We start from the raw sequence: 20032 nt of genomic DNA on the forward strand, positions 1-20032 counted from the left end.
AATGAATTAAGATAAATGAAATTTGAATATTTCCTCGTATTTTGGTGATTGGTTCAAGTGTATTTGAAAGAGCGAAAACCGCTCAGCCCTCATCGAAACCTCGCCGCTTTCAAACGGAACATGAGCCGGAAATCCTTCTTCGCCTGTCCATTTTCTCGCCAGCGTCATATGAGGATGATACGGTCTTTTTTCCACTTGAAAGCCAGCCTGAAGCACAGCCTGCTTCGTATGTTCCCTCAGTCTTTCTAGCGTTTTGTTTTTCTTTGGCTCCAGGTGTAAAACGCGCGGCCTTTTGCGGTCGCCGAATACATCTATCTTGCCAAACTCAATTGAAAATGGATCGATTTCTGAAGCAATCTCGGCTAGCGAACCTTCAAGCTTCTTTATTTGTGTCTCATCCGCCGCTCCGAGGAAAATTAACGTGATATGATAGTCAAGCGGGTGCACCCATTTTTGAAACGTCAATAGCGGCTCGTTTTTCGCAGCCTGGTAAATCGGATTTGCAATTCCCTCAGGTATGGGAACGCCGATGAAATAATGAGGCCGTATATCTGGCATCCGTCTGACACTCCCTTCTTTAACAGCTATTATTTTATCAATAAAGAGGCTGTGCGGATAGAGGAACAGTGTATGAAAACACTCTCGCACAAACGTTTATTATGTTAGGATATTATATGACACTTGTTTTATTCAGAAAGGAATGACAATGTTGAAAATCGTTGAAAACACAGCTGATCTGATAGGAGATACACCGCTAGTGAGATTGAACCGGCTTCAGCCGGAAAATGCGGCACAAATCTATTTAAAGCTTGAATTTTTCAATCCGAGCGGCAGTGTGAAAGACAGAGCAGCTTATCAAATGATCATAGAAGCTGAACAAAACGGTTTGCTCAAGCCGGGATCAGTTATTATAGAGCCGACAAGCGGAAATACCGGAATCGGGCTCGCTATGAATGCGGCAGCACGCGGATATAAAGCAATCTTAGTGATGCCTGATACGATGACGAAGGAACGGATCAACCTGCTTAAAGCTTACGGTGCAGAGGTTGTATTAACTCCCGGAGAGGAAAGAATGCCGGGCAGCATTAAAAAAGCGAAGGAGCTTGCCGAACAAATTCCGAACAGCTATATTCCAATGCAGTTCGATAACACTGCCAATCCTGATGCGCACCGGAAAACAACGGCGCCTGAAATTGCCCGGGCAATAGAGGAAATCGGAAAACCGCTCGGCGCTTTTGTAGCCTCATCGGGAACGGGCGGAACCATTACCGGAACAGGTGAGGCGCTCAAAGAGCTTTTTCCAGATATCACGGTTCATGTTGTTGAGCCAGCGGGTTCGCCTGTATTATCCGGCGGAAAACCCGGCGCGCATAAACTTGTAGGAACGAGCCCAGGCTTTATACCGCCGATTTTAAATGAAGACGTTTATGATGAAATTATCAAAATCTCTGATGAAGACGCATATACAACGACAAGACGGCTTGCAGCTGAAGAAGGAATTCTTGTCGGCCCTTCATCAGGCGCTGCCTGTTTCGCGGCAATCGAAACAGCGAAACGCCTCTCTCCTGACAAAGTTGTCGTCTGCATGACAGCCGATACAGGAGAACGGTACTTATCAACTGATTTATGGTCATTTATTTAAAAAAAGGACTGGCTTCAGCAGAAGCCGGTCCTTTTATTTTGCAAGCTCGTAAATGGCCTGCGCATATAATGCTGTCGATCTAAGAAGGTCATCAATTTCAATATATTCATCCTTTTGATGTGCGCTGTCAGGGCGTCCGGGGAACAGCGGGCCGAAGGCGACACCGGCTTTTAGCGATCTGGCATACGTCCCTCCGCCGATTGAGATTAAGTCAGCTTTTTTACCCAGCTGGCCTTCATAAACCTTTTGCAGGGTTTTGACTAGCGGATGATCTGCTGACACGTGATGCGGCTTGCTGTCTTTGAATTCGCCCAGCTCAAATTCAGTTGCGCTTTCGAATGCATCCCGGATTGCTTTGCTTTCTGCTGTCACAGGATAGCGGATATTAATCCCGAGCTCGCCTCCTTGCCCTTCTTTATAGCGCAGTGTTCCGACGTTTAATGTCAGCTCACCGCTGATTTCATCCTCACAGTCGATGTTCAGTTTCTTTCCTCTTGTATCACCTGAGAATTTGTCTGTCACCACTTGCACAAACCGCAGTCCTGCATCGTCAAGCTCAGTCTGCTGCAGAAATTCGCACAATAAAATGCCGGCATTGATCCCATTGTTCGGTTCCATCGCATGGCAGGAAAGCCCGTACATACGCAAAATGAGCTGTCCGTTCTCTATTTCAGCTTCTCCTTTTTGATCCGTCGTGCGGAGCATGTCTTTAAATGAAGACAGAATCTCTTCTTTTTTCGGCCCTTCAATGACGGCTTCAGCAGCGTCAGGCACCATGTTCAAACGAAGGCCTGACTGAAACGAGACAAGCACTGCCTTTGGCTCGGCTTGGTTTGAGACATGCGGGATAAGTAAAGAAGCATCGATAATCCCTTTTTCCGCGTTAATAATCGGAAAATCGGCGTCAGGCGCAAAGCCAAGTGTTGGCATTTCTTCATGCTTGAAGTAATGCTCTACGCATCTCCAATCGCTTTCTTCATCTGTTCCGATAATCATTCTGACTCGCTTGGACAGCGGCAAATTCATGTCTTTTACGATTTTCAGCGCATAGAATGCTGCCATTGTCGGGCCTTTGTCATCAATGGCGCCTCTTGCATAAATCCGCCCATTACGGATTTCAGCTGAAAACGGATCACTCGTCCACCCGTCTCCCGGCGGCACGACGTCAACATGGCAAAGTACGCCGACAATGTCATCGCCCTCGCCCCATTCAATATGACCTGCGAAGCCATCAAGATTTTTTGTTGTAAAGCCTTCTTTTTCTCCAAGCTCCAGCAGTGAAGTCAGGCTGGCGTTTACCCCTTCTCCAAACGGTTTGCCGGGTCCGGCGGTTGTTTCGTCCATGACACTGTTGATTCTCAAAAATTCCTGCGTATCACGAATTAAATCCTCTTTTCTTCTGATCACTTCAACTTCCCAGTTCATAATGATCCCCTTTCCGCAAGAAATGACTTGCAAAAACCAAATAAAACGAATAATATTAATGGTGTTTTGTTAAAACGTTCGTAATTGGAGGATACTATGTTTCATCTAAAAGAGCAGCAAACATCCATAAAGCAAGAAATCATAGCAGGGCTGACGACCTTTTTCACAATGGTCTATATCGTCGTGGTCAATCCGGTCATTTTGGCTAGCGCCGGGGTTCCTTTCGACCAGGTTTTCACCGCAACGATCATTGCCTCCATTGTCGGAACGCTGTGGATGGCCCTGGCAGCAAATTATCCGATTGCTATTGCGCCCGGCATGGGCTTGAACGCATATTTAGCCTTTCATGTCGTAAGCGCAAGCGATGGCGGCATCACATACGCAACAGCTTTCAGTGCAGTATTTACAGCAGGGGTTCTCTTCATTATTCTATCGTTAACGCCTTTAAGAAAACAACTTATAGAAGCGATTCCAAACAATTTAAAATACGGGATCACAACAGGGATCGGGCTGTTTATTGCTTTTATCGGTTTGCGTCAAGCGGGAATTGTGGCAGCTGATGAATCAAACCTGGTTACTCTCGGCAATCTGCATTCACCGGGTGTCATTTTAACACTCGTCGGCCTTTTGATCAGCGTGGTCCTGATGGTGCTGAATGTAAGCGGCGCTTTATTTATTGGAATGGCAGCTACCGCTTTGATCGCCTTTTTTACCGGACAGCTTCATTTTTCAAAGGGATTTATGTCGTTTCCTCATTTGCCGGAAGGATTGATGATCTCAAATCCATTTACCGCTTTTGGCGACGTCATTCATCACGGCCTGTACGCTGTCGTCTTTTCTTTTCTATTGGTCACCATTTTTGATACGACAGGCACAATGATCGGAGTAGCAGAGCAAGCAGGGCTCATGAAAAACAATAAGCTGCCGAACGTGCGAAAAGCGCTGCTTGCTGATTCAACCGCGACGACAGTAGGAGCTGTGTTCGGCACAAGCCCGACGACGGCATTTATCGAATCTTCCGCAGGCGTCGCAGCCGGGGGAAGAACGGGGCTTACAGCTTTGACTGTGGCGGTGATGTTTGCGGCATCAATGTTTTTCAGTCCGCTTGTCAGCGCCTTGTCCGGCATAGCTGCCATCACCTCGCCTGCTTTGATTATTGTAGGCAGTCTGATGATGGGCTCAGTTTCCAATATGAACTGGAAAGAGATGGACGAAGCATTCCCAGCGTTTCTCGTCATTTTGGCTATGCCTTTGACATCGAGCATTTCTACAGGAATCGCGCTTGGCTTTATTTCGTATCCGATTGTAAAAGCGGCACGGGGAAAATGGAGAGAGATTCATCCGCTCGTTATCGTTTTCGCCATACTGTTTTTCATCCAGCTGTTTATTTTATAAAAAATAAAGAAAACCCAAACGCTCAGCCGTTTGGGTTTTTTATGTGAATAATAAAGAGACGGCGGCCGCAAAAAAACAGCAGGCGGCAAACGCATAGTGCAGAGTGTTGATACAGCTTTTTCTGGCCCGGTAATATTCATCACTTTCCATATCGGTGCCAATTAAAAAAGGGGCATCCATGACCTTATCAAAAATAAGCGTCAGGATATAACGGCAAACACCTGTATAAACCAGAAGCGCTATCACCTTCAGCCAAATCGGGGAGACAAAAATCAAAATCGTAAAGGCCGACAAAAGCATGTACATTTCCCTCATATACTCGCCATTCCTCAGCATGACTTTGAAAAACAATTCCTTATAGCCAGTGCAGATCGTTCGCCTTTTAAATATCCTTTTTGAATTGCGGTATAATAACGGTTTTCTTCTCATCCTGTCTTTTACTTTCGGCATTCCCGCCTCCTGGCTCATCATCATCACAAGTCCTGCAAGGGCAAGCCTTCTTTTTTTCTCTTCAGTCACCTCAGCTTCAAAAGCCGTAAACGTGGCTGTCTTTTTCAAACTGCGGACGGCTGAAAAAAGCAAAAATAATATGCCTAAAAGCGCAAGCAAGTGCCACTCAGTCAAAACAATCAGGATAGCAGAACCAGCAAAAAGAATAGCTCTGACAAAGATATCGCCAATCCATCTCGAAATGGAGCGCGGCTTTCTGATCCTGTCTTGCTTTGAGGATAAAAAGAACATATGAAGGCCAAATAAGTAACATATTAGAAGCGCGCTTTCTGCGAATGTGATGTGAACAGAATGACTGATTAAAGGAAAGACAATGAAAAAGAGCAGCAGCCATTTGGCCAGTGTGACCAAAAAAGAATACAAAAGCGCATACCGTTTTAACTGATAGATTATTTCTTTCTTTTGCAGCAAAAACACTTTGTCCGCTTCCATTAAAAATGTGCGAACCGAGCCTGTAAACATGATCAGCACACACACAGCATACAGCCATCCCCATTCCGCCACTTCAGACCACTCATAAAGAAGCCCTCTTCCGTTCATCAAATCAATATACTGATAGACGACAAAAGCAAAAGCCGGCAAAACGATATAGAGAGCGACTGTCCAGTCAATGACGGCATGCAATACCTTAAACTGATACCTGTAATACTCAAACAGCCTCCGAAAAAAGAGCGTACGCCCGTTCATGGCCGATCACCTTGAACTGCCTTATAAAAACAGTCAAGCAATGACTGCCCCTCTAATCCGGTCTTGTCCTGAATATCTTTTAACGTGCCTTGGAGAAATAAAGAACCTTTCTCAATCATGTAAAACCGGTCACAGATCTTTTCCGCGGTATCGAGCACGTGTGTACACATGAGAATGCCGGCTCCCCGTTCTTTTTCAGCTTTAAGCATGTCCACAAAACGTTTCGTCGATATCGGATCAAGCCCGATAAACGGTTCATCAATCACATAGATATCAGGCTTAGAGAGAAAAGCCTGGATAAGCATCAGTTTTTGCTGCATGCCTTTTGAAAAGGTGACAGGCAGCTCATGCCTGACATGATCAAGCGAAAATGTCTGCAGCAGGTTTTGGGCCCGTTGTGCAAATTCACTCTCTTCAATGCCGTGGAGTGTGCTGATCAGATCCAAATGCTCCCACAGCGTCAGTTCTTCGTAGAAGGACGGATGCTCCGGAATATATGCAAATGAACAGCCGTTCCAGGCAATTTGCCCTTTAAAATCTTCTGAGAGGCCGAGTATCGCCTTCATTGCGGTGCTTTTTCCGGCGCCGTTAGCTCCGATCAGTCCAACTAGTTCCCCTTTTCTGACTTCCAGAAAAACATCGGTGAGCACTTTTTTTCGGCTTGTATACCCGGCCTGTTCTATTGAAGCTTCAAGTAAATTTGTCAAACTTACCCACCTCCAAAATTTACTACGAAACAGAATAAAAAAAGTTTCTTTAAGCATAATAATATTGAGCCGAAATACATAGTAATCCAACAAGGATGGCTGCCCAACGAGAATTGGAAAAAATTAATAGGAGTTATCCCTAGATTCATTGCTGCAATATCGTGTATAATGAGGGCGAATTATTTTAACAATTACAGATGTCTGCCTTTGTTGCTATTTCGTACGCAGTTGATAGTCGTGAGTTGTGGTTAGTCAAGTCCATCCGATCTTATGATAGGGAGTGGTTTTTTGAAACCTTCAACAAACCGTATGCTAACTCGAATCAAATCAGTTTACATGTTTATCCAAGAAAAAGGTCTTGTGACAACGCAGGAACTGGTTGACGAATTCGGCATTACACCTAGAACGATTCAAAGAGACTTAAATGTGTTGGCATATAATGATCTTGTTCATAGTCCAAGCCGTGGCAAGTGGGAGACAACGAGAAAGAAAGTAAAGATTACCTCATAAATTGAAAAATTACATAGGGCCGCCTGTGAGCGGCCTGATAGATACAGGGCGAAGAAACTTCCGAGCCTTGTTTTTGTGCGCTTATAAATAAAACCCCGCATTCGTATGCGGGGTTTTTTCATGCTTGCGGTTCATTGAGCCAATGAAGTTCTTCCTCCGTAAGCTCCCGGTATTCTCCGGGTGCCAGAGCGGGATCCAGGGAGACGCGCCCCATCGAAAGCCGCTTCAGATAAACCACTTCATTGCCGACAGCTTTTGCCATCTGCTTGACCTGATGGTATTTTCCTTCGGTAATTGTCAGATATATCACAGTATTGCCATTGTCGTTTGTTTTGATTTCCGCTTTTGCCGGCTTTGTTTTATAGCCGCCTTCTATGTAGACACCCGTTTCCAAATCGGAAATGTCTTCCGGTGAAATCTGTGATTTTAAATGGACTTTATACGTTTTTGGAACATGCTTTTTAGGAGAAAGGAGCCGATGTGCGAGCTGGCCATCATTTGTGAGCAGCAAAAAGCCCTCTGTATCTTTATCAAGCCTGCCGGCGGGAAATGGCTCAAATCTCATCTCCTCCGGCGTCAGCAGATCGATCACCGTTTGCTGCCGGCTGTCCTCGGTCGCCGACAGCACGCCTTGCGGTTTATTCATCATAAGATAAATGAACTCACGGTAATCAACCGGTTCCCCGTATACGGTAACCTCCTGTGTATCAGGATCAACGTGCGCCTTTACATCTTTGGCCGGTTTGCCGTCGATCATAACGGCTCCCGCCTTCACAACGGCTTTGACTTCTTTTCTGGAACCATACCCGCTGTTGGCAAGCAGCTTATCAAGTCTCATTCCTCATCTCTCCTTTATAAAAGAAAGCCCGCAGCATGCGAGCCCTCTGTTTCATCATATCTTGTTCATCAGCCCGCATGTCTGCCTTTCTTTAAGAAACCCGGCAAACGGCGGCCTAAAATTTTCTGCAAAAATCCTAACCGGTAGCCGCAATACAGGTAAACAGCACCGCCAACAGCGGCCGCAATTACCACAACAATCGCAGCTTGCAGCTGGCCATCCTGATAGGAAATAAAGAAGCTTAATACCCACTGTACGATTTTCACGGCAATACCCATAATAGCTGATAAGACCAGCATCAAAACAGTTCGTTTAACCAGTATCTTATACGAATAGCCTGCATGGCGCTTAATCATGATAAATCCATATAAAAGTGAAGCGATATATCCAAGAGCCGTCGCTAAAATCGCACCGTCAGCCTGCATCAGCTTGATTAGCGGAACATTCAGCACAAGCTTAATCACGACACCGATCACAAGGCTGACAACCGCAAATTTTTGTTTATTGATGCCCTGTAGAATGGCTGCGTTGACCGTAAACAAAGAGAACAAAATCGCGACTGGGGAATACCAAAGCAGAATGTTTGCCCCCAGTTCAGGATGAAGGCTCTCTGACCCGTAAAAGAACGTATACGTCGGTCCTGACAATAGAGAGATTCCGACAACAGCCGGAATAATTAAAAACAGGATCGTCTGCATCGTTTGGTTAATCTGCTGATTTAACAGCTTATAGTTTGCGCTTGTAAACGATTCAGTAATCGTTGGAATTAATGTCAGTCCGAAAGCAGTTGCAAGGGAAACCGGGATCATCACGAGCTTCTGCACATACAGGGTTAGAATCGCCAGCATGTCCTGGCTGATGGCTTGATGCCCGGCTTCAATCATCGCTTTGTTAAACGTATTTGTATCAATATAGTTATACAAAGGGATGGCTAGTCCGACAAAAACGTACGGAGCAGCATAGCTGAACAGCTCGAAAAACATTTTCTTGTAGCTTAAGTTTGCTGTCGGACCCGTATTCGGCATCATCGCCAGCAGGCTGCCCTTCCGTTTGTTCCAATAAATATACAGCACGACCAGCCCTCCGAAGGCACCGATCAGCGCTGCGAAGGTCGCATAGCCAACAGCGATGACAAGGCCGCCATTGAAAACCTTCAAAATCAGGTATGTCGCACTCAATAAAAAGATGATGCGGACAATCTGTTCAACGACTTGGGAAACAGCTGTCGGACCCATCATTTGATGCCCTTGGAAGAATCCGCGGACAAGACTCATAATCGGTACGACCAAAAGCGCTAAGCTGACCATGCGAATGACATAAACAACATGATCAATTGTCAGGCCGTTATTATCCTTGCCTCCCAGCGATATTTCCGCAAACATCGGAGCGGATAGATACAGAATGAAAAAGGCTATCATTCCTGTAACGAGCATAACCGACATGCCCGCCTTGAGCATTTTTCTGCTTGTCTCATAATCCCCTTTGGAATTATATTTGGACACAAATTTAGAAACAGCGGCCGGAAAGCCCATCGTAGCAATATTCAAAAATAAAGTGTATTGGTTGTATCCGTATTGAAATAATGCACCGCCTGTCGCCCCGACCATAATGCTGAAGGGAATTAAATAGACCATTCCCAGAATTCGCGATATATATGTACCGAGCGTTAACACAAACGTGCCTCTTAACAGTTTGCTTGACATGTTTCTTCATCACCATTTTCTACGAAGATTCAACTTTTCTATTTTACCACAACTGGGCATTTAGACGGTAATAAATACAAAAGCAATCCTGTGAACATTCGTATCCGCTGCAAAAGACGTTTAAGGAGCGGCTTTCTTTCGCTATAATAGTACTGCGGACGGGGTGTCCGCATACGAAACGAAAAGAAAGTTGATGATAAAGATGAAACAATATGACGTAATCGTAATCGGCGGAGGCCCTTCAGGCTTGATGGCTGCGATTGCAGCAGGGGAGCAGGGCGCTGGCGTTTTGCTGATAGATAAAGGAAATAAATTAGGGCGGAAACTCGCGATTTCCGGGGGCGGCCGCTGCAATGTGACAAACCGCCTTCCTGTGGAAGAAATTATCAAGCACATCCCTGGCAACGGGCGTTTTTTATACAGCGCGTTTTCTGAATTTAATAATGAAGATATTATCAAGTTTTTTGAAAACCTTGGCATTCAATTAAAGGAAGAGGATCACGGCAGAATGTTTCCTGTGACCGACAAAGCCCAAAGCGTTGTTGACGCGCTGTTAAACAGGCTGAAGCAGCTCCGTGTAACAATCAGAACGAACGAGAAAATTAAATCTGTTATATATAAAGATGGACAGGCGGCAGGGATTGTGACGAATAATGGCGAAATGATCCATAGCCAGGCTGTCATTATCGCTGTCGGCGGCAAAAGTGTGCCTCATACCGGAAGCACGGGAGACGGCTATGAATGGGCTGAAGCCGCAGGCCATACCATAACAGAGCTGTTTCCGACAGAGGTACCCGTCACTTCTGGCGAACCGTTCATTAAGCAAAAAACACTTCAGGGCTTATCACTAAGAGATGTAGCCGTCAGTGTGTTAAATAAAAAAGGCAAACCAATCATCACACATAAAATGGACATGCTGTTTACCCATTTCGGCCTCTCAGGCCCTGCCATTCTCAGATGCAGCCAATTTGTCGTGAAAGAGCTGAAAAAACAGCCCCAAGTTCCGATCAGAATTGACTTATATCCGGATATCAATGAAGAAACGCTTTTCCAAAAGATGTTTAAAGAACTGAAGGAAGCACCGAAAAAAGCCATTAAAAACGTGCTGAAACCCTGGATGCAGGAGCGCTACCTCCTATTTCTGCTCGAAAAAAACGGCATCTCTCCGAACGTATCGTTTTCTGAGCTGCCAAGGGACCCTTTCAGACAATTTGTAAAGGACTGCAAGCAGTTTACTGTTCACGCAAATGGCACACTGTCGCTTGATAAGGCATTTGTCACGGGAGGCGGGGTATCTGTAAAAGAAATCGACCCGAAAAAGATGGCCTCTAAAAAAATGGAGGGGCTTTACTTTTGCGGAGAAATTCTGGATATCCATGGCTACACAGGAGGATACAATATTACCTCCGCCCTTGTAACAGGAAGGCTTGCGGGGCTCAATGCCGGTCGCTTTGCCCGCTCCTGACCAGCCTTTTCAATTTTTTACAAAACGCTGAACATTTGAAAATTCTCCGCATTCATGGTAGGGTGAGACTTGTTTTGTTTCACCTGATTGCGGGGTAATTTTAAGAGAGGAATGATCTGCCAGCGTACGACCATACTAAGCCTGCGAGCAGATATAGGCGTACACAAAAAATTTAGAGGGTGAGAATATTTGAAAAATATATCTAGTGTATTTTGGATTGTGATTGTGATCACAGCTGCTGCTGTATTATGGGGCGTTGTTTCTCCAGACAGCCTGCAAAACGTATCCCAATCCGCACAAGCATTTATCACCAATACGTTTGGTTGGTATTATCTTTTAGTTGTCTCATTGTTTGTCGGGTTCTGTCTCTTTTTGATTTTCAGCCCGATCGGCAAAATTAAACTCGGAAGACCCGATGAGAAACCGGAATTCGGGTTATTATCATGGTTCGCCATGCTGTTCAGCGCAGGCATGGGAATCGGCTTGGTATTCTACGGTGCGGCTGAACCGATCAGCCATTACGCAATTAGCTCTCCATCAGGTGAAACAGAAACCCCCCAAGCCTTTAGAGATGCACTCCGCTATACGTTTTTCCACTGGGGTCTGCACGCTTGGGCCATTTATGCCGTCGTGGCATTATGCATTGCCTATTTCCAATTCCGAAAAGGCGCTCCAGGATTAATCAGCAGCACGCTGTCACCGATTCTAGGCGATAAAGTTAACGGTCCGATCGGCAAATTAATTGACTGTATTGCTGTTTTTGCCACAGTCGTCGGAGTAGCCACAAGCCTTGGTATCGGGGCGACTCAAATTAACGGCGGATTGAGTTACTTATTTGGCATCCCAAATAACTTTCTCGTTCAATTTATTTTGATTGCCATTGTTACTGTGCTTTTCTTGATTTCTGCGTGGAGCGGACTCGGAAAAGGCATTAAGTATTTGAGCAACACCAATATGGTATTAGCTGGACTGTTAATGCTGTTTGTGCTGTTTGTCGGGCCTACCGTACTGATTATGAACTCATTTACAGATTCTATCGGACAGTATATTCAAAACATCGTGCAAATGAGCTTCAGACTGACACCGTACGATCCTGAAAAACGCGAATGGATTAACGGCTGGACGATTTTCTATTGGGCATGGTGGATTTCCTGGTCTCCATTTGTCGGCATTTTCATCGCCCGGGTATCCAGGGGACGGACGATCCGTGAATTTTTGATCGGTGTCTTGGTAACACCATGTATCCTCGCGTTCCTATGGTTCTCTATCTTTGGCGTATCGGCTATGGATCTTCAGCAGAACGGCACATTCAATGTAGCGAAGCTGTCAACGGAAACGATGCTGTTTGGAACACTTGACCATTATCCGCTGGCGATGGTGACATCTATTTTGTCACTGATCCTGATCGCTGTATTCTTTATTACGTCTGCTGACTCTGCAACATTTGTGCTCGGCATGCAGACGACCTACGGCTCATTGAACCCAGCCAATTCAGTAAAATTCAGCTGGGGCATCATTCAATCTGCCATGGCTGCTGTCCTCTTGTATTCCGGCGGTCTTTCCGCTTTGCAAAACACAGCCATTCTGGCAGCGCTGCCGTTTTCTATCGTCATCCTGCTGATGATTGCCGCTCTCTATAAATCGCTCTCAAAAGAACGACGAGAGATCAAAAGAGCGGAGAAAATCGACAAACCGAGAAGTCCAAGAGTGAAAAAGGCATATTAACAAAAAAGATCTTTCCGCACACGCGGGAAGATCTTTTTTTATTTGCGGTATAGAATAAGGGCGGAAAAACAGTAAAGCTGCTCACCGTCCGGGTCGCACGCCGCCGAAACCGTATATTTGATATCAATCAGCTGCTCCTCCGATATCCCTTTTAAAAATGAATTGATTTCCGTCTGTAAGTCTTTTTCATGTTCTTCATCAAATACTGCCACCTTCAGCATCTTATCCGCTCTCCTTTCTCTATCAATCTATTCCGTTTGGAACAGCGTTATGATAGAGAAATGATGATCACCTCATCTCCGGATAAAAAGCTTCCTTTGTATGGTGTTTCTTCTGCGGCACACCGTCTTGGTTCTCCACTTTCAACAGTACGGCATAAACCATTCGCATATGGCAGTAGCTGATCAGGCTGACGCTGAAAAAAGTGACAATGCCGGGCAGGTACGCAAGCAAGAAAAAGAGAGCCACAGTCAGCGCAAGCATCGCAAGCGTATATTGCAAATACGCTACACTGAGCAAGAGCGAAAACTTCACATACAGACGTTTTTTCCAGTCAAAATGGACAAGCAGCGGAAACACATAAAAAAGCATGGATACGAACAAAAAGCCAAATATCATAATGGCGAATCGCAGAACATGCAGAAGGAAATGGCTCGGATAAATAAAGGCCAAATCGATATAAATAATCAATCCGATGATCGCCAATACAGCGCCAATCAGATTTGAACGAAAAAACTCAGCCTTGTATTCCCGCCAAAACGTTTTGAGCACCGAAACGTTGTCCTGCCCTTGAATCCACTTCCGCATGACAGCGAATAAAGCCGCGGTCGCGGGCATGATGCCAAACACACCGAGACCGAGCAATACAAACAACAGCCACAGCAAGTTTGTATACGCGAATCTCATGATCCATTCGCAAAAGCGCAGCATCCGCCCCAGTGAACCATCATGTTCCATGGCGGTCCCTCCTTTTTGCACTATACATTCTGCATCTGAAAAAGCTCTTTAATCCCAATTGGCCTCTTTTCGGCAACCGAGCGCCACATTCCCTCACCAACCGCGATGGAGTAGGCTCCGGCTTCAGCCCCGGCTAAAATATCATAGCGGCGAAGCGGGTCTTTCCCTAAAAAAAGATCCTCAAGCAACAGCGGATCGCCTCCGCCATGCCCTCCCTCATTTTTGACCACTTGTATCGTCTGCTTTGATTCAAAAAGCGGATAGTATTCGATTGTCTGCTCAGGAAAAGCAAACGGAATTCTGGAAGGTTCGTGAAATTCATTTGATTCGATCCGCCCTTTTGTGCCGTTGATCGTCAGCCGGTAGCCTTCATACGGGGCAGAAAATAAAATCGAATAGCTTAATAGTGCACCGCCATCATATTTGACTGTCGCCACGTACGTATCCTCGATGTCAATTTCTTCGTCAAAAATACACGCGTCAGGCCTGTATGCAGTATATAAGCTGGACTGGTCTCCTGCTTGGAGATGATCATCCTTTACAGAAGCTTTGGAGGAACGGGGATGCCACCTAGAATAGTAATGGCATTTTTCTTTGGCCCGGCACGTCCCGCAAAAACGCCCGTCTTCTTCCGGCAAGGGGTTCCACTCACTGTCCGGCCCATAGTAATTCAAGGCGCCGTAAGCAAACACCTCCTCCGGATTTTGCCCGAGCCACCAATTGACGAGATCGAAATGATGCGTTGATTTATGGACCGAAAGACCTCCGGAAAGCGGTCTCGACCGGTTCCAGCGTTTAAAATAGCTGGCGCCATGATACGTATCAATATACCAATTTAAATCAACGGAAGTGACCCTGCCTATTTCTCCTTCCAGAATCATTTCTTTTATTTTCCGATGAAACGGGCTGTAGCGATAGTTAAACGCGACGGTGACTTTTCCTTCGCTTTTGGCCTCCGCTTCAAGCACCCGATTCGCATCCTGCACTGTTGTCACCATTGGTTTTTCAGTAATTACATCTGTATCCCACTGAAGGCTTTTCACAATATATGTGACATGCGTATCGTCCCTGCCTGCCACAATGACGATATCAGGCTTTGACACGCGCATCATCTCGTCAAAAGCATCTTCGCTAAACTCGGGCACGTGGGCCAGCTCGGGAAATTTCTTTTTGCAAACGGCAAAACGTTTCGGATCGGCATCCAGCAATCCCGTAATCACATAATGAGTTGAAAACCGCTCCAACAGCGGTTTGATAAACATACTGAATGCTCTGCTGCTCAATCCGCAAAAGACGATGTTCTTCAATATCCTCACCTCTATCGGGCTTCAGTTAGTTGAGAAATCAGCTGCAGCGCTTCCTCTGTTTTTTCAGCATACACAGGGATAAACGCCGCCATATCGCGATTCAATCGAAAAGAATAGCCGTTCAGCTGTTTTTTCCCTTTTTCGATCTGAACGGCATAGATCGTTTTTTCTCCTGTTTTTTTATTAACAGTTGTATAAGGAGATGTTTTTTTAGGAGGCAATCCGTTTAACGGCTGAAAATTTTCCGGATCATCGTAAGCTTGAAACATGTCTTCAGGCACGATGAAAACATCTCCCTCATGGGCGGTAATTTCAGTCAGCAGTTTTTCCTGAAAAGCTGGAAAGATATCGACCTTCCCGGCATTCTGCTCGGCGGCCTTTTTTATTTTTTCCTGTACGCCAGCCTGCATATCAGAAAAGAGAATGACATGCATTCTGTCCGGCCTGCTTGAGCATGATGCCAAAAAAAGCACTGAGACGATCACACACAAAGCCGTACGTATCTTTTTTGTCATTTCCCCGCTGACCTAAAAAGAGGCTCCAGCTCTGTCATAGCTAAAATAAACGCGCCGGCTCCGTGCAGGTCGTTTGTGCTTCTTTCGCGGCTGACATAATAGTCATAGAAACCGGCTGACGTTCCGACACATATGTCTTTGACGAGAAACGCTCCGTCTTCTGATGTTTCGGTTTTATGCTGAATCAAGCCTTGATACGCTTTTAGCAGTGTTGTTTCGTAAGCTCTGTCTAAATAGCCTTTATTGATTCCCTTCGCAAATGCGTACATGTACAGGCAGGATCCTGAGCTTTCCAGCCAGTTATCAGACCTGTCTCCCTTATCAACGATCTGATACCATAACCCGGTCTCCTTGTCTTGATAGCGGCAGATGCTTTCCATCATGTCCTGCAGCGTGTTTTTCCACACATGACGGTTTGGATGCTTCTTCGGCAGCTCTTCAATCATGTCAGCAAGAGACATGACGTACCAGCCGATGGAACGTGCCCAAAATTCCGGTGAACAGCCTGTCTCTTCATTGGCCCAAGGCATTTTTTTCGCTTCATCCCAGGCGTGATAAAAGAGTCCGGTTTTTGCATCCTTCGTATGCTTTCTCATTAATGACTCCTGCAGCACGACCTGATCAAACAGCTCCGGCTCCTGCTTCAGATTGGCATATTTCAGTGCGAACGGCCCCCCCATGTATAAGCCGTCAAGCCACATTTGATATGGATAACCGTCTTTGTGCCAAAAACCGCCCTCAGACGTCCGGTTCAGTGTTCCATATAAGCCGCGCAGCCTTTTTGCCGCTTTGACATACCGTTCATCCTTCGTCTGCTCGTATAATGGAAAAAGAATGAGACCCGCTTGAATGGCGTCCAGTTCATCTCTTCTAAATAATAGATTGCCATAATCATCGATTAAGAGATCTGCATAGGCCTTCGCATACTCAAAATACCGCTTTTCCCCGGTTGCTTCCCACAGTTGCAATACACCGCATAAGAAAACACCCTGATGGTAGTGCCAGCGGTTTGCAGGAGGCAGCTCCTCGACTGTGTACGTATTCATAATGGTTTTTGCCAATGCCTCCGCGTACGTAAGAGGCGATTTTACAGCGATTGATTGATCCATTGATCCCATCCCTTTCTTAATAAATTCCTTCCTCGCCAAATTTCTTCGCCAAACGATTCGCAAGCATGACCAAAATCAGCCCGACCGCCGCTTTAAATACGCCGACTGCTGTACTGTAGCTGAATTGTCCCTGTTTCAGCCCTGCAGTATAAACGTACGTATCAAAAATTTCCGCCACTTCCCTGTTTGTCGCATTTAACAGCAAATACACATGCTCGAAGCCAAGCTCCAGCGTGTCTCCGATTTTCAAAATCAGCAAAACGACGATAACGCTTTTAATGGCGGGCAGCGTAATATGCCACATTTGCCGCAGCCGTCCCGCTCCGTCCATTTTCGCCGCTTCATACAGCTGGGGGTCAACCGCTGTAATGGCCGCCAGATAAATGATCGTCGACCAGCCCGCTTCCCTCCAGATAACCTGAAGAATATACAGGGGCCGGAACCATTCTTCGTTCAGCAGAAAATTGATTTTTTCACCGCCAAAAAACACAATCAGTTCATTAATCAAGCCTCCGTCTACCGTTAACAGCACAAACGAAAGCGATACAACAATGACCCAAGACATAAAATGCGGGATATAAATCAGCGTCTGAACAAATTTTTTAAAGAGAGCAATCCGCACTTCGTTCAATAAAAGCGCCAGCAGTATCGGCACCGGGAAAAATATGGCCAGGTTCAAAGCAAATAACACGAGCGTGTTTTTTAACAAGAGAAAAAATGTAGGCTCAGTAAACAGCCTGATAAAATGCTTCAGCCCCACCCACTCACTGCCCAAAATGCCGAGGAACGGCTGATAATCCTGAAACGCAATCACAATTCCCCACATCGGGACATACTTAAAAAGCAAAAAATAAATACACCCTGGCAAAATCATCAAGTACAAATATTTTTGCTGAATCAGCTTACTTAGTAAGCGCTTTCTTTTTTCTTTTTTAAAAATGACTGCATCAACAGCCGGCGCTTGCGCTTCTGCTGTTTTCATTTTTTCCTAGCCTCCTTTCACGGGTTCTTGCATTCACTGTAGCGCAGCAGGCAAAAGTCCGTCTACAATCATATGATCACATCCTGTTTTATCCCTTAATGATCAATGGTTCAGCAGGTCCACCTGAAAAAAAGACACCGATATTAGAAAATGATTATTGACAATATCTATAAATCTTTGGATTAATTGTATTAAGGTTAAGTGGATGTTATGAAATGGGGGGTTTTATGAAAAGAAGCCAATACAAGTTTTACTACAAACTGATCACGTTTTTCTGCCTGCTCAGCACCATTCCGGTTATTTTGGTCGGATTGTTTTCGTACGAGCACTCTCAGAAAACGGCTATTTCCAACGTTTCGGAGGAAAAATTCGACACACTCCAGCAGACCCAGCAAAGCATCGAGCATATATTGAAAACCGTTGATCACTCTTTAACCCACTATGTGAGTTCGCCGCCTCTCCTTCGCACATTGTCCGAGCCTTTGCACTCAGACCAATTTCAAATCTATAACCAAGTGAACCAAGAGCTCAATTATCTGCAAAGCTTTGATACCGATCTGTCCAACATGACGTTAGTCAGTTATACGAAAAAATGGTACATGAACAATTCCGGTTTGTACCGTTTGAATACAGACACTCTTCATGAAGCAGCCTCAGCGTACACGAAACACAAAGCGAGCCGCTCATATTGGGCGCTTGAGGAAAACAATCATTTGATTTCAACCAAAGAAGGCACATCAGAAAACTGCCGCTACAATATCAATTTAATTAAGCAGCTTCCTTTGAACAGCACAAATACAAAGGGATTGGCCGCCGCAAGCATCCCGAGCTGTTCGCTTGTCAAAAATATGCCTGGCTATTCAAACGCCAACAACCTGTTTATCATCGATGAAAAAGGCCGCATTATCCTTCATAACAACATGTCTGATGTCGGTGAATCTCTTCATAACGACGGCTTTGTCCAAAAAGTGCTGGCGCAAACCGCCAATAGCGGACAGTTTGAAACAGTGATTGACCGGATTCATTATAAAGTCACCTATCAAAAATCTGACTATAATACATGGACTTATTTTTCTCTCGTTTCCCTGCCCGAGCTAAAAAAAGAAGCCAAGTCAATCGGCTGGATCACTTTTGCAGTATGCCTTATTTTGTTAACGCTTTCATTATTGTTCTCTTGGCTGGGCTCCCGCCATTTTTACAAGCCGATCAGGATGCTTTACGAATCATTCGCAAGACATGGAGCCATACAAGAGAAACAGCAGCCTCCTCAAAATGAATTTGAGTTAATTGAACAGAGCTTTAAGCAGCTGAAGGACAGAAATGACGACCTTGAGGAAACGATGAAGCAGCAGGCCACTCATCTGCAGCAATATTTTATGGTCAGGCTTATGCTTGGAAAACTGACGGATGAGGAGGTTGATAACCGTTTTGAAAGCCTCGGCTTAAAGCAAAATTGGCGGCACCTTGCCCTGCTTGTGCTCCAAATTGACACACTGAATCATACGCCTTATGAGAAAAAAGATATGGATCTGCTTTTGTTTGCCGTCAACAGCCTGATTGAGCGATGCATCCCGACGGACAAACATCTTGCCCCCGCCGTAGTTGACAAACAGCAGGCGACGATTTTGATCAACCAAAGCGGGACAAAGGAAGAATTCATGGCTGAGCTGAATGAGACTGCAAGGATGATTCAGGAAAAAGCGGAAGCTGAGCTGCATCTGTCTGTCAGCATCGGCATCAGCCAGCCGTTTGATGTGCTGACAAAAGCGAAAACAGCCTATGCGGAAGGCTCAGAAGCGTTGAAATACCGGCTTAAAGCGGAAAACAAGTCGATCATTTTTTACGAAGACCTTGACCAGAAAAAAACCTTCAAAACCCATTTTCCAAAGCAGCTTCAGCATGAGCTGTTCGATGCTGTCAAAGCAGGAGACAAGGAGAAAGCGGATAAATGCCTGCACGCGATTTTGCAAGCCATTTTCACCCAGAACACCAACCCGTATCAATTTCAAATCGCCATCGCCCGTTTTTTGAACCATGTGATTGAGCTGATGCATGTGCTTGGGATCGAATTGTTTGAGCTTGAAGAAAACAAAATGCTGTATGATCAAATTTTTGAGCTGAAAACGTTCGAGGATACCGAAAACTGGCTAAAGAATGAGTTTATTGATCCGATGACAGACAAAGTGAACGCCCGCGCGGATGCCCAGTACAAAAATATTTCCGACAACATCATTCATATCATCCATCATGAGTTTGAATCCGAATTGACACTGGACGAAATCGCGCGCAGGCTGCATTACAACCCAAATTATTTAAGCAGCATTTTCAAAAAAGAAATGGGTATTTCATTCAGCGAGTATGTCTCAAGCTACCGACACCATATGGCGAAAAGCTGGCTTGCCGAAACAGACATGGCGGTCAAGGACATTGCCGAAAAGCTGAAATATAAAAACTCGCAAAATTTTATCAGGTCTTTTAAAAAGCTGGAGGGGATTACACCGGGAAACTACCGCCAGCAAAAAAGAAGCATGTAAAAAACCCAAAACCGCTTGCGC

The 20032-nt window shown here is 45.3% G+C and carries 18 protein-coding genes; 6 read left to right on the top strand and 12 right to left on the bottom strand.

Features of this window, described 5'->3' with window-relative positions:
- Positions 1–6: 6 nt before the first annotated feature.
- Positions 7–558 (bottom strand): RNA 2',3'-cyclic phosphodiesterase, encoded by a 552-nt coding sequence (gene thpR, locus BFW96_RS17420; RefSeq protein WP_069840142.1) that lies wholly within the window; start codon positions 556–558, stop codon positions 7–9.
- Between the two features lie 148 nt (positions 559–706).
- Here thpR and cysK point away from each other — a divergent pair, with 148 nt between their 5' ends.
- Positions 707–1642 carry a cysteine synthase A gene (cysK, locus tag BFW96_RS17425; protein WP_069840143.1) on the top strand — a complete coding sequence of 312 codons (936 nt, stop codon included), beginning with the start codon at positions 707–709 and terminating at the stop codon, positions 1640–1642.
- A 33-nt stretch (positions 1643–1675) separates the two neighbouring features.
- On the opposite strand, the gene pepV is transcribed toward cysK, so the two are convergent.
- Positions 1676–3067 carry a dipeptidase PepV gene (gene pepV / locus BFW96_RS17430; protein WP_069150092.1) on the bottom strand — a complete coding sequence of 464 codons (1392 nt, stop codon included), beginning with the start codon at positions 3065–3067 and terminating at the stop codon, positions 1676–1678.
- A 96-nt stretch (positions 3068–3163) separates the two neighbouring features.
- Here pepV and pbuO point away from each other — a divergent pair, with 96 nt between their 5' ends.
- Complete coding sequence (gene pbuO / locus BFW96_RS17435; RefSeq protein ID WP_069840144.1) at positions 3164–4462, top strand: hypoxanthine/guanine permease PbuO; 1299 nt, start codon at positions 3164–3166, stop codon at positions 4460–4462.
- A 39-nt stretch (positions 4463–4501) separates the two neighbouring features.
- Here pbuO and BFW96_RS17440 read toward each other — a convergent pair whose 3' ends face one another.
- Together BFW96_RS17440 and BFW96_RS17445 are read right to left on the bottom strand one after the other, a co-directional pair.
- On the bottom strand, positions 4502–5659 hold the full coding sequence (locus tag BFW96_RS17440; protein ID WP_069840145.1) for an ABC transporter permease: 1158 nt from the start codon (positions 5657–5659) through the stop codon (positions 4502–4504).
- On the bottom strand, positions 5656–6366 hold the full coding sequence (locus BFW96_RS17445) for an ABC transporter ATP-binding protein (RefSeq protein WP_069840146.1): 711 nt from the start codon (positions 6364–6366) through the stop codon (positions 5656–5658). The genes BFW96_RS17440 and BFW96_RS17445 overlap by 4 nt, the downstream gene beginning before the upstream one ends.
- 288 nt (positions 6367–6654) lie before the next feature.
- Between BFW96_RS17445 and BFW96_RS17450 the strand changes: the two genes are divergently transcribed.
- Positions 6655–6876 carry a DeoR family transcriptional regulator gene (locus tag BFW96_RS17450; RefSeq protein WP_003152337.1) on the top strand — a complete coding sequence of 74 codons (222 nt, stop codon included), beginning with the start codon at positions 6655–6657 and terminating at the stop codon, positions 6874–6876.
- Positions 6877–6994: 118 nt separating this feature from the next.
- Here the strand turns inward: BFW96_RS17450 and BFW96_RS17455 are convergent, their stop codons facing one another.
- Positions 6995–7714, bottom strand: a complete 720-nt coding sequence (locus BFW96_RS17455) for a pseudouridine synthase (protein ID WP_069840147.1) — start codon at positions 7712–7714, stop codon at positions 6995–6997.
- A gap of 68 nt (positions 7715–7782) precedes the next feature.
- Positions 7783–9417, bottom strand: coding sequence for a lipid II flippase MurJ (murJ, locus tag BFW96_RS17460; RefSeq protein ID WP_040082102.1), 1635 nt, complete (start codon positions 9415–9417; stop codon positions 7783–7785).
- A 202-nt stretch (positions 9418–9619) separates the two neighbouring features.
- On the opposite strand from murJ, the gene BFW96_RS17465 reads away from it, so the two are divergent.
- Positions 9620–10882 carry a BaiN/RdsA family NAD(P)/FAD-dependent oxidoreductase gene (locus tag BFW96_RS17465; protein ID WP_069840204.1) on the top strand — a complete coding sequence of 421 codons (1263 nt, stop codon included), beginning with the start codon at positions 9620–9622 and terminating at the stop codon, positions 10880–10882.
- 189 nt (positions 10883–11071) lie between these two features.
- Positions 11072–12607: a glycine betaine transporter OpuD gene (opuD, locus tag BFW96_RS17470; protein WP_014665036.1), complete on the top strand. Its 1536-nt coding sequence runs from the start codon at positions 11072–11074 to the stop codon at positions 12605–12607.
- 38 nt (positions 12608–12645) lie between these two features.
- Here opuD and BFW96_RS17475 read toward each other — a convergent pair whose 3' ends face one another.
- The 6 genes from BFW96_RS17475 to rmgP all read right to left on the bottom strand — a co-directional run bounded on the left by BFW96_RS17475 (position 12646) and on the right by rmgP (position 17477).
- Positions 12646–12828: a sporulation protein Cse60 gene (locus BFW96_RS17475; protein ID WP_003223398.1), complete on the bottom strand. Its 183-nt coding sequence runs from the start codon at positions 12826–12828 to the stop codon at positions 12646–12648.
- 67 nt (positions 12829–12895) lie between these two features.
- Positions 12896–13564 carry a YesL family protein gene (locus tag BFW96_RS17480; protein WP_069840148.1) on the bottom strand — a complete coding sequence of 223 codons (669 nt, stop codon included), beginning with the start codon at positions 13562–13564 and terminating at the stop codon, positions 12896–12898.
- Positions 13565–13584: 20 nt separating this feature from the next.
- Complete coding sequence (locus BFW96_RS17485; RefSeq protein WP_069840149.1) at positions 13585–14871, bottom strand: Gfo/Idh/MocA family oxidoreductase; 1287 nt, start codon at positions 14869–14871, stop codon at positions 13585–13587.
- 11 nt (positions 14872–14882) lie between these two features.
- On the bottom strand, positions 14883–15386 hold the full coding sequence (rmgS, locus tag BFW96_RS17490; protein WP_072173626.1) for a rhamnogalaturonan transport/degradation protein RmgS: 504 nt from the start codon (positions 15384–15386) through the stop codon (positions 14883–14885).
- The gene (gene rmgQ / locus BFW96_RS17495) at positions 15383–16504 is read right to left on the bottom strand and encodes an unsaturated rhamnogalacturonyl hydrolase (protein WP_139123547.1); all 1122 of its coding nucleotides are present in this window, start codon (positions 16502–16504) and stop codon (positions 15383–15385) included. The genes rmgS and rmgQ overlap by 4 nt, the downstream gene beginning before the upstream one ends.
- Positions 16505–16511: 7 nt before the next feature.
- A complete protein-coding gene (rmgP, locus tag BFW96_RS17500; RefSeq protein ID WP_014665041.1) occupies positions 16512–17477 on the bottom strand; it encodes a polygalacturonan/rhamnogalacturonan ABC transporter permease in 966 nt (321 codons plus the stop codon).
- Between the two features lie 215 nt (positions 17478–17692).
- On the opposite strand from rmgP, the gene BFW96_RS17505 reads away from it, so the two are divergent.
- Positions 17693–20011: a helix-turn-helix domain-containing protein gene (locus BFW96_RS17505; RefSeq protein ID WP_069840151.1), complete on the top strand. Its 2319-nt coding sequence runs from the start codon at positions 17693–17695 to the stop codon at positions 20009–20011.
- The last annotated feature ends 21 nt before the right edge of the window (positions 20012–20032 follow it).

The sequence above is a fragment of the Bacillus sp. F56 genome (assembly GCF_001748205.1).
GTDB lineage: Bacteria > Bacillota > Bacilli > Bacillales > Bacillaceae > Bacillus > Bacillus stercoris.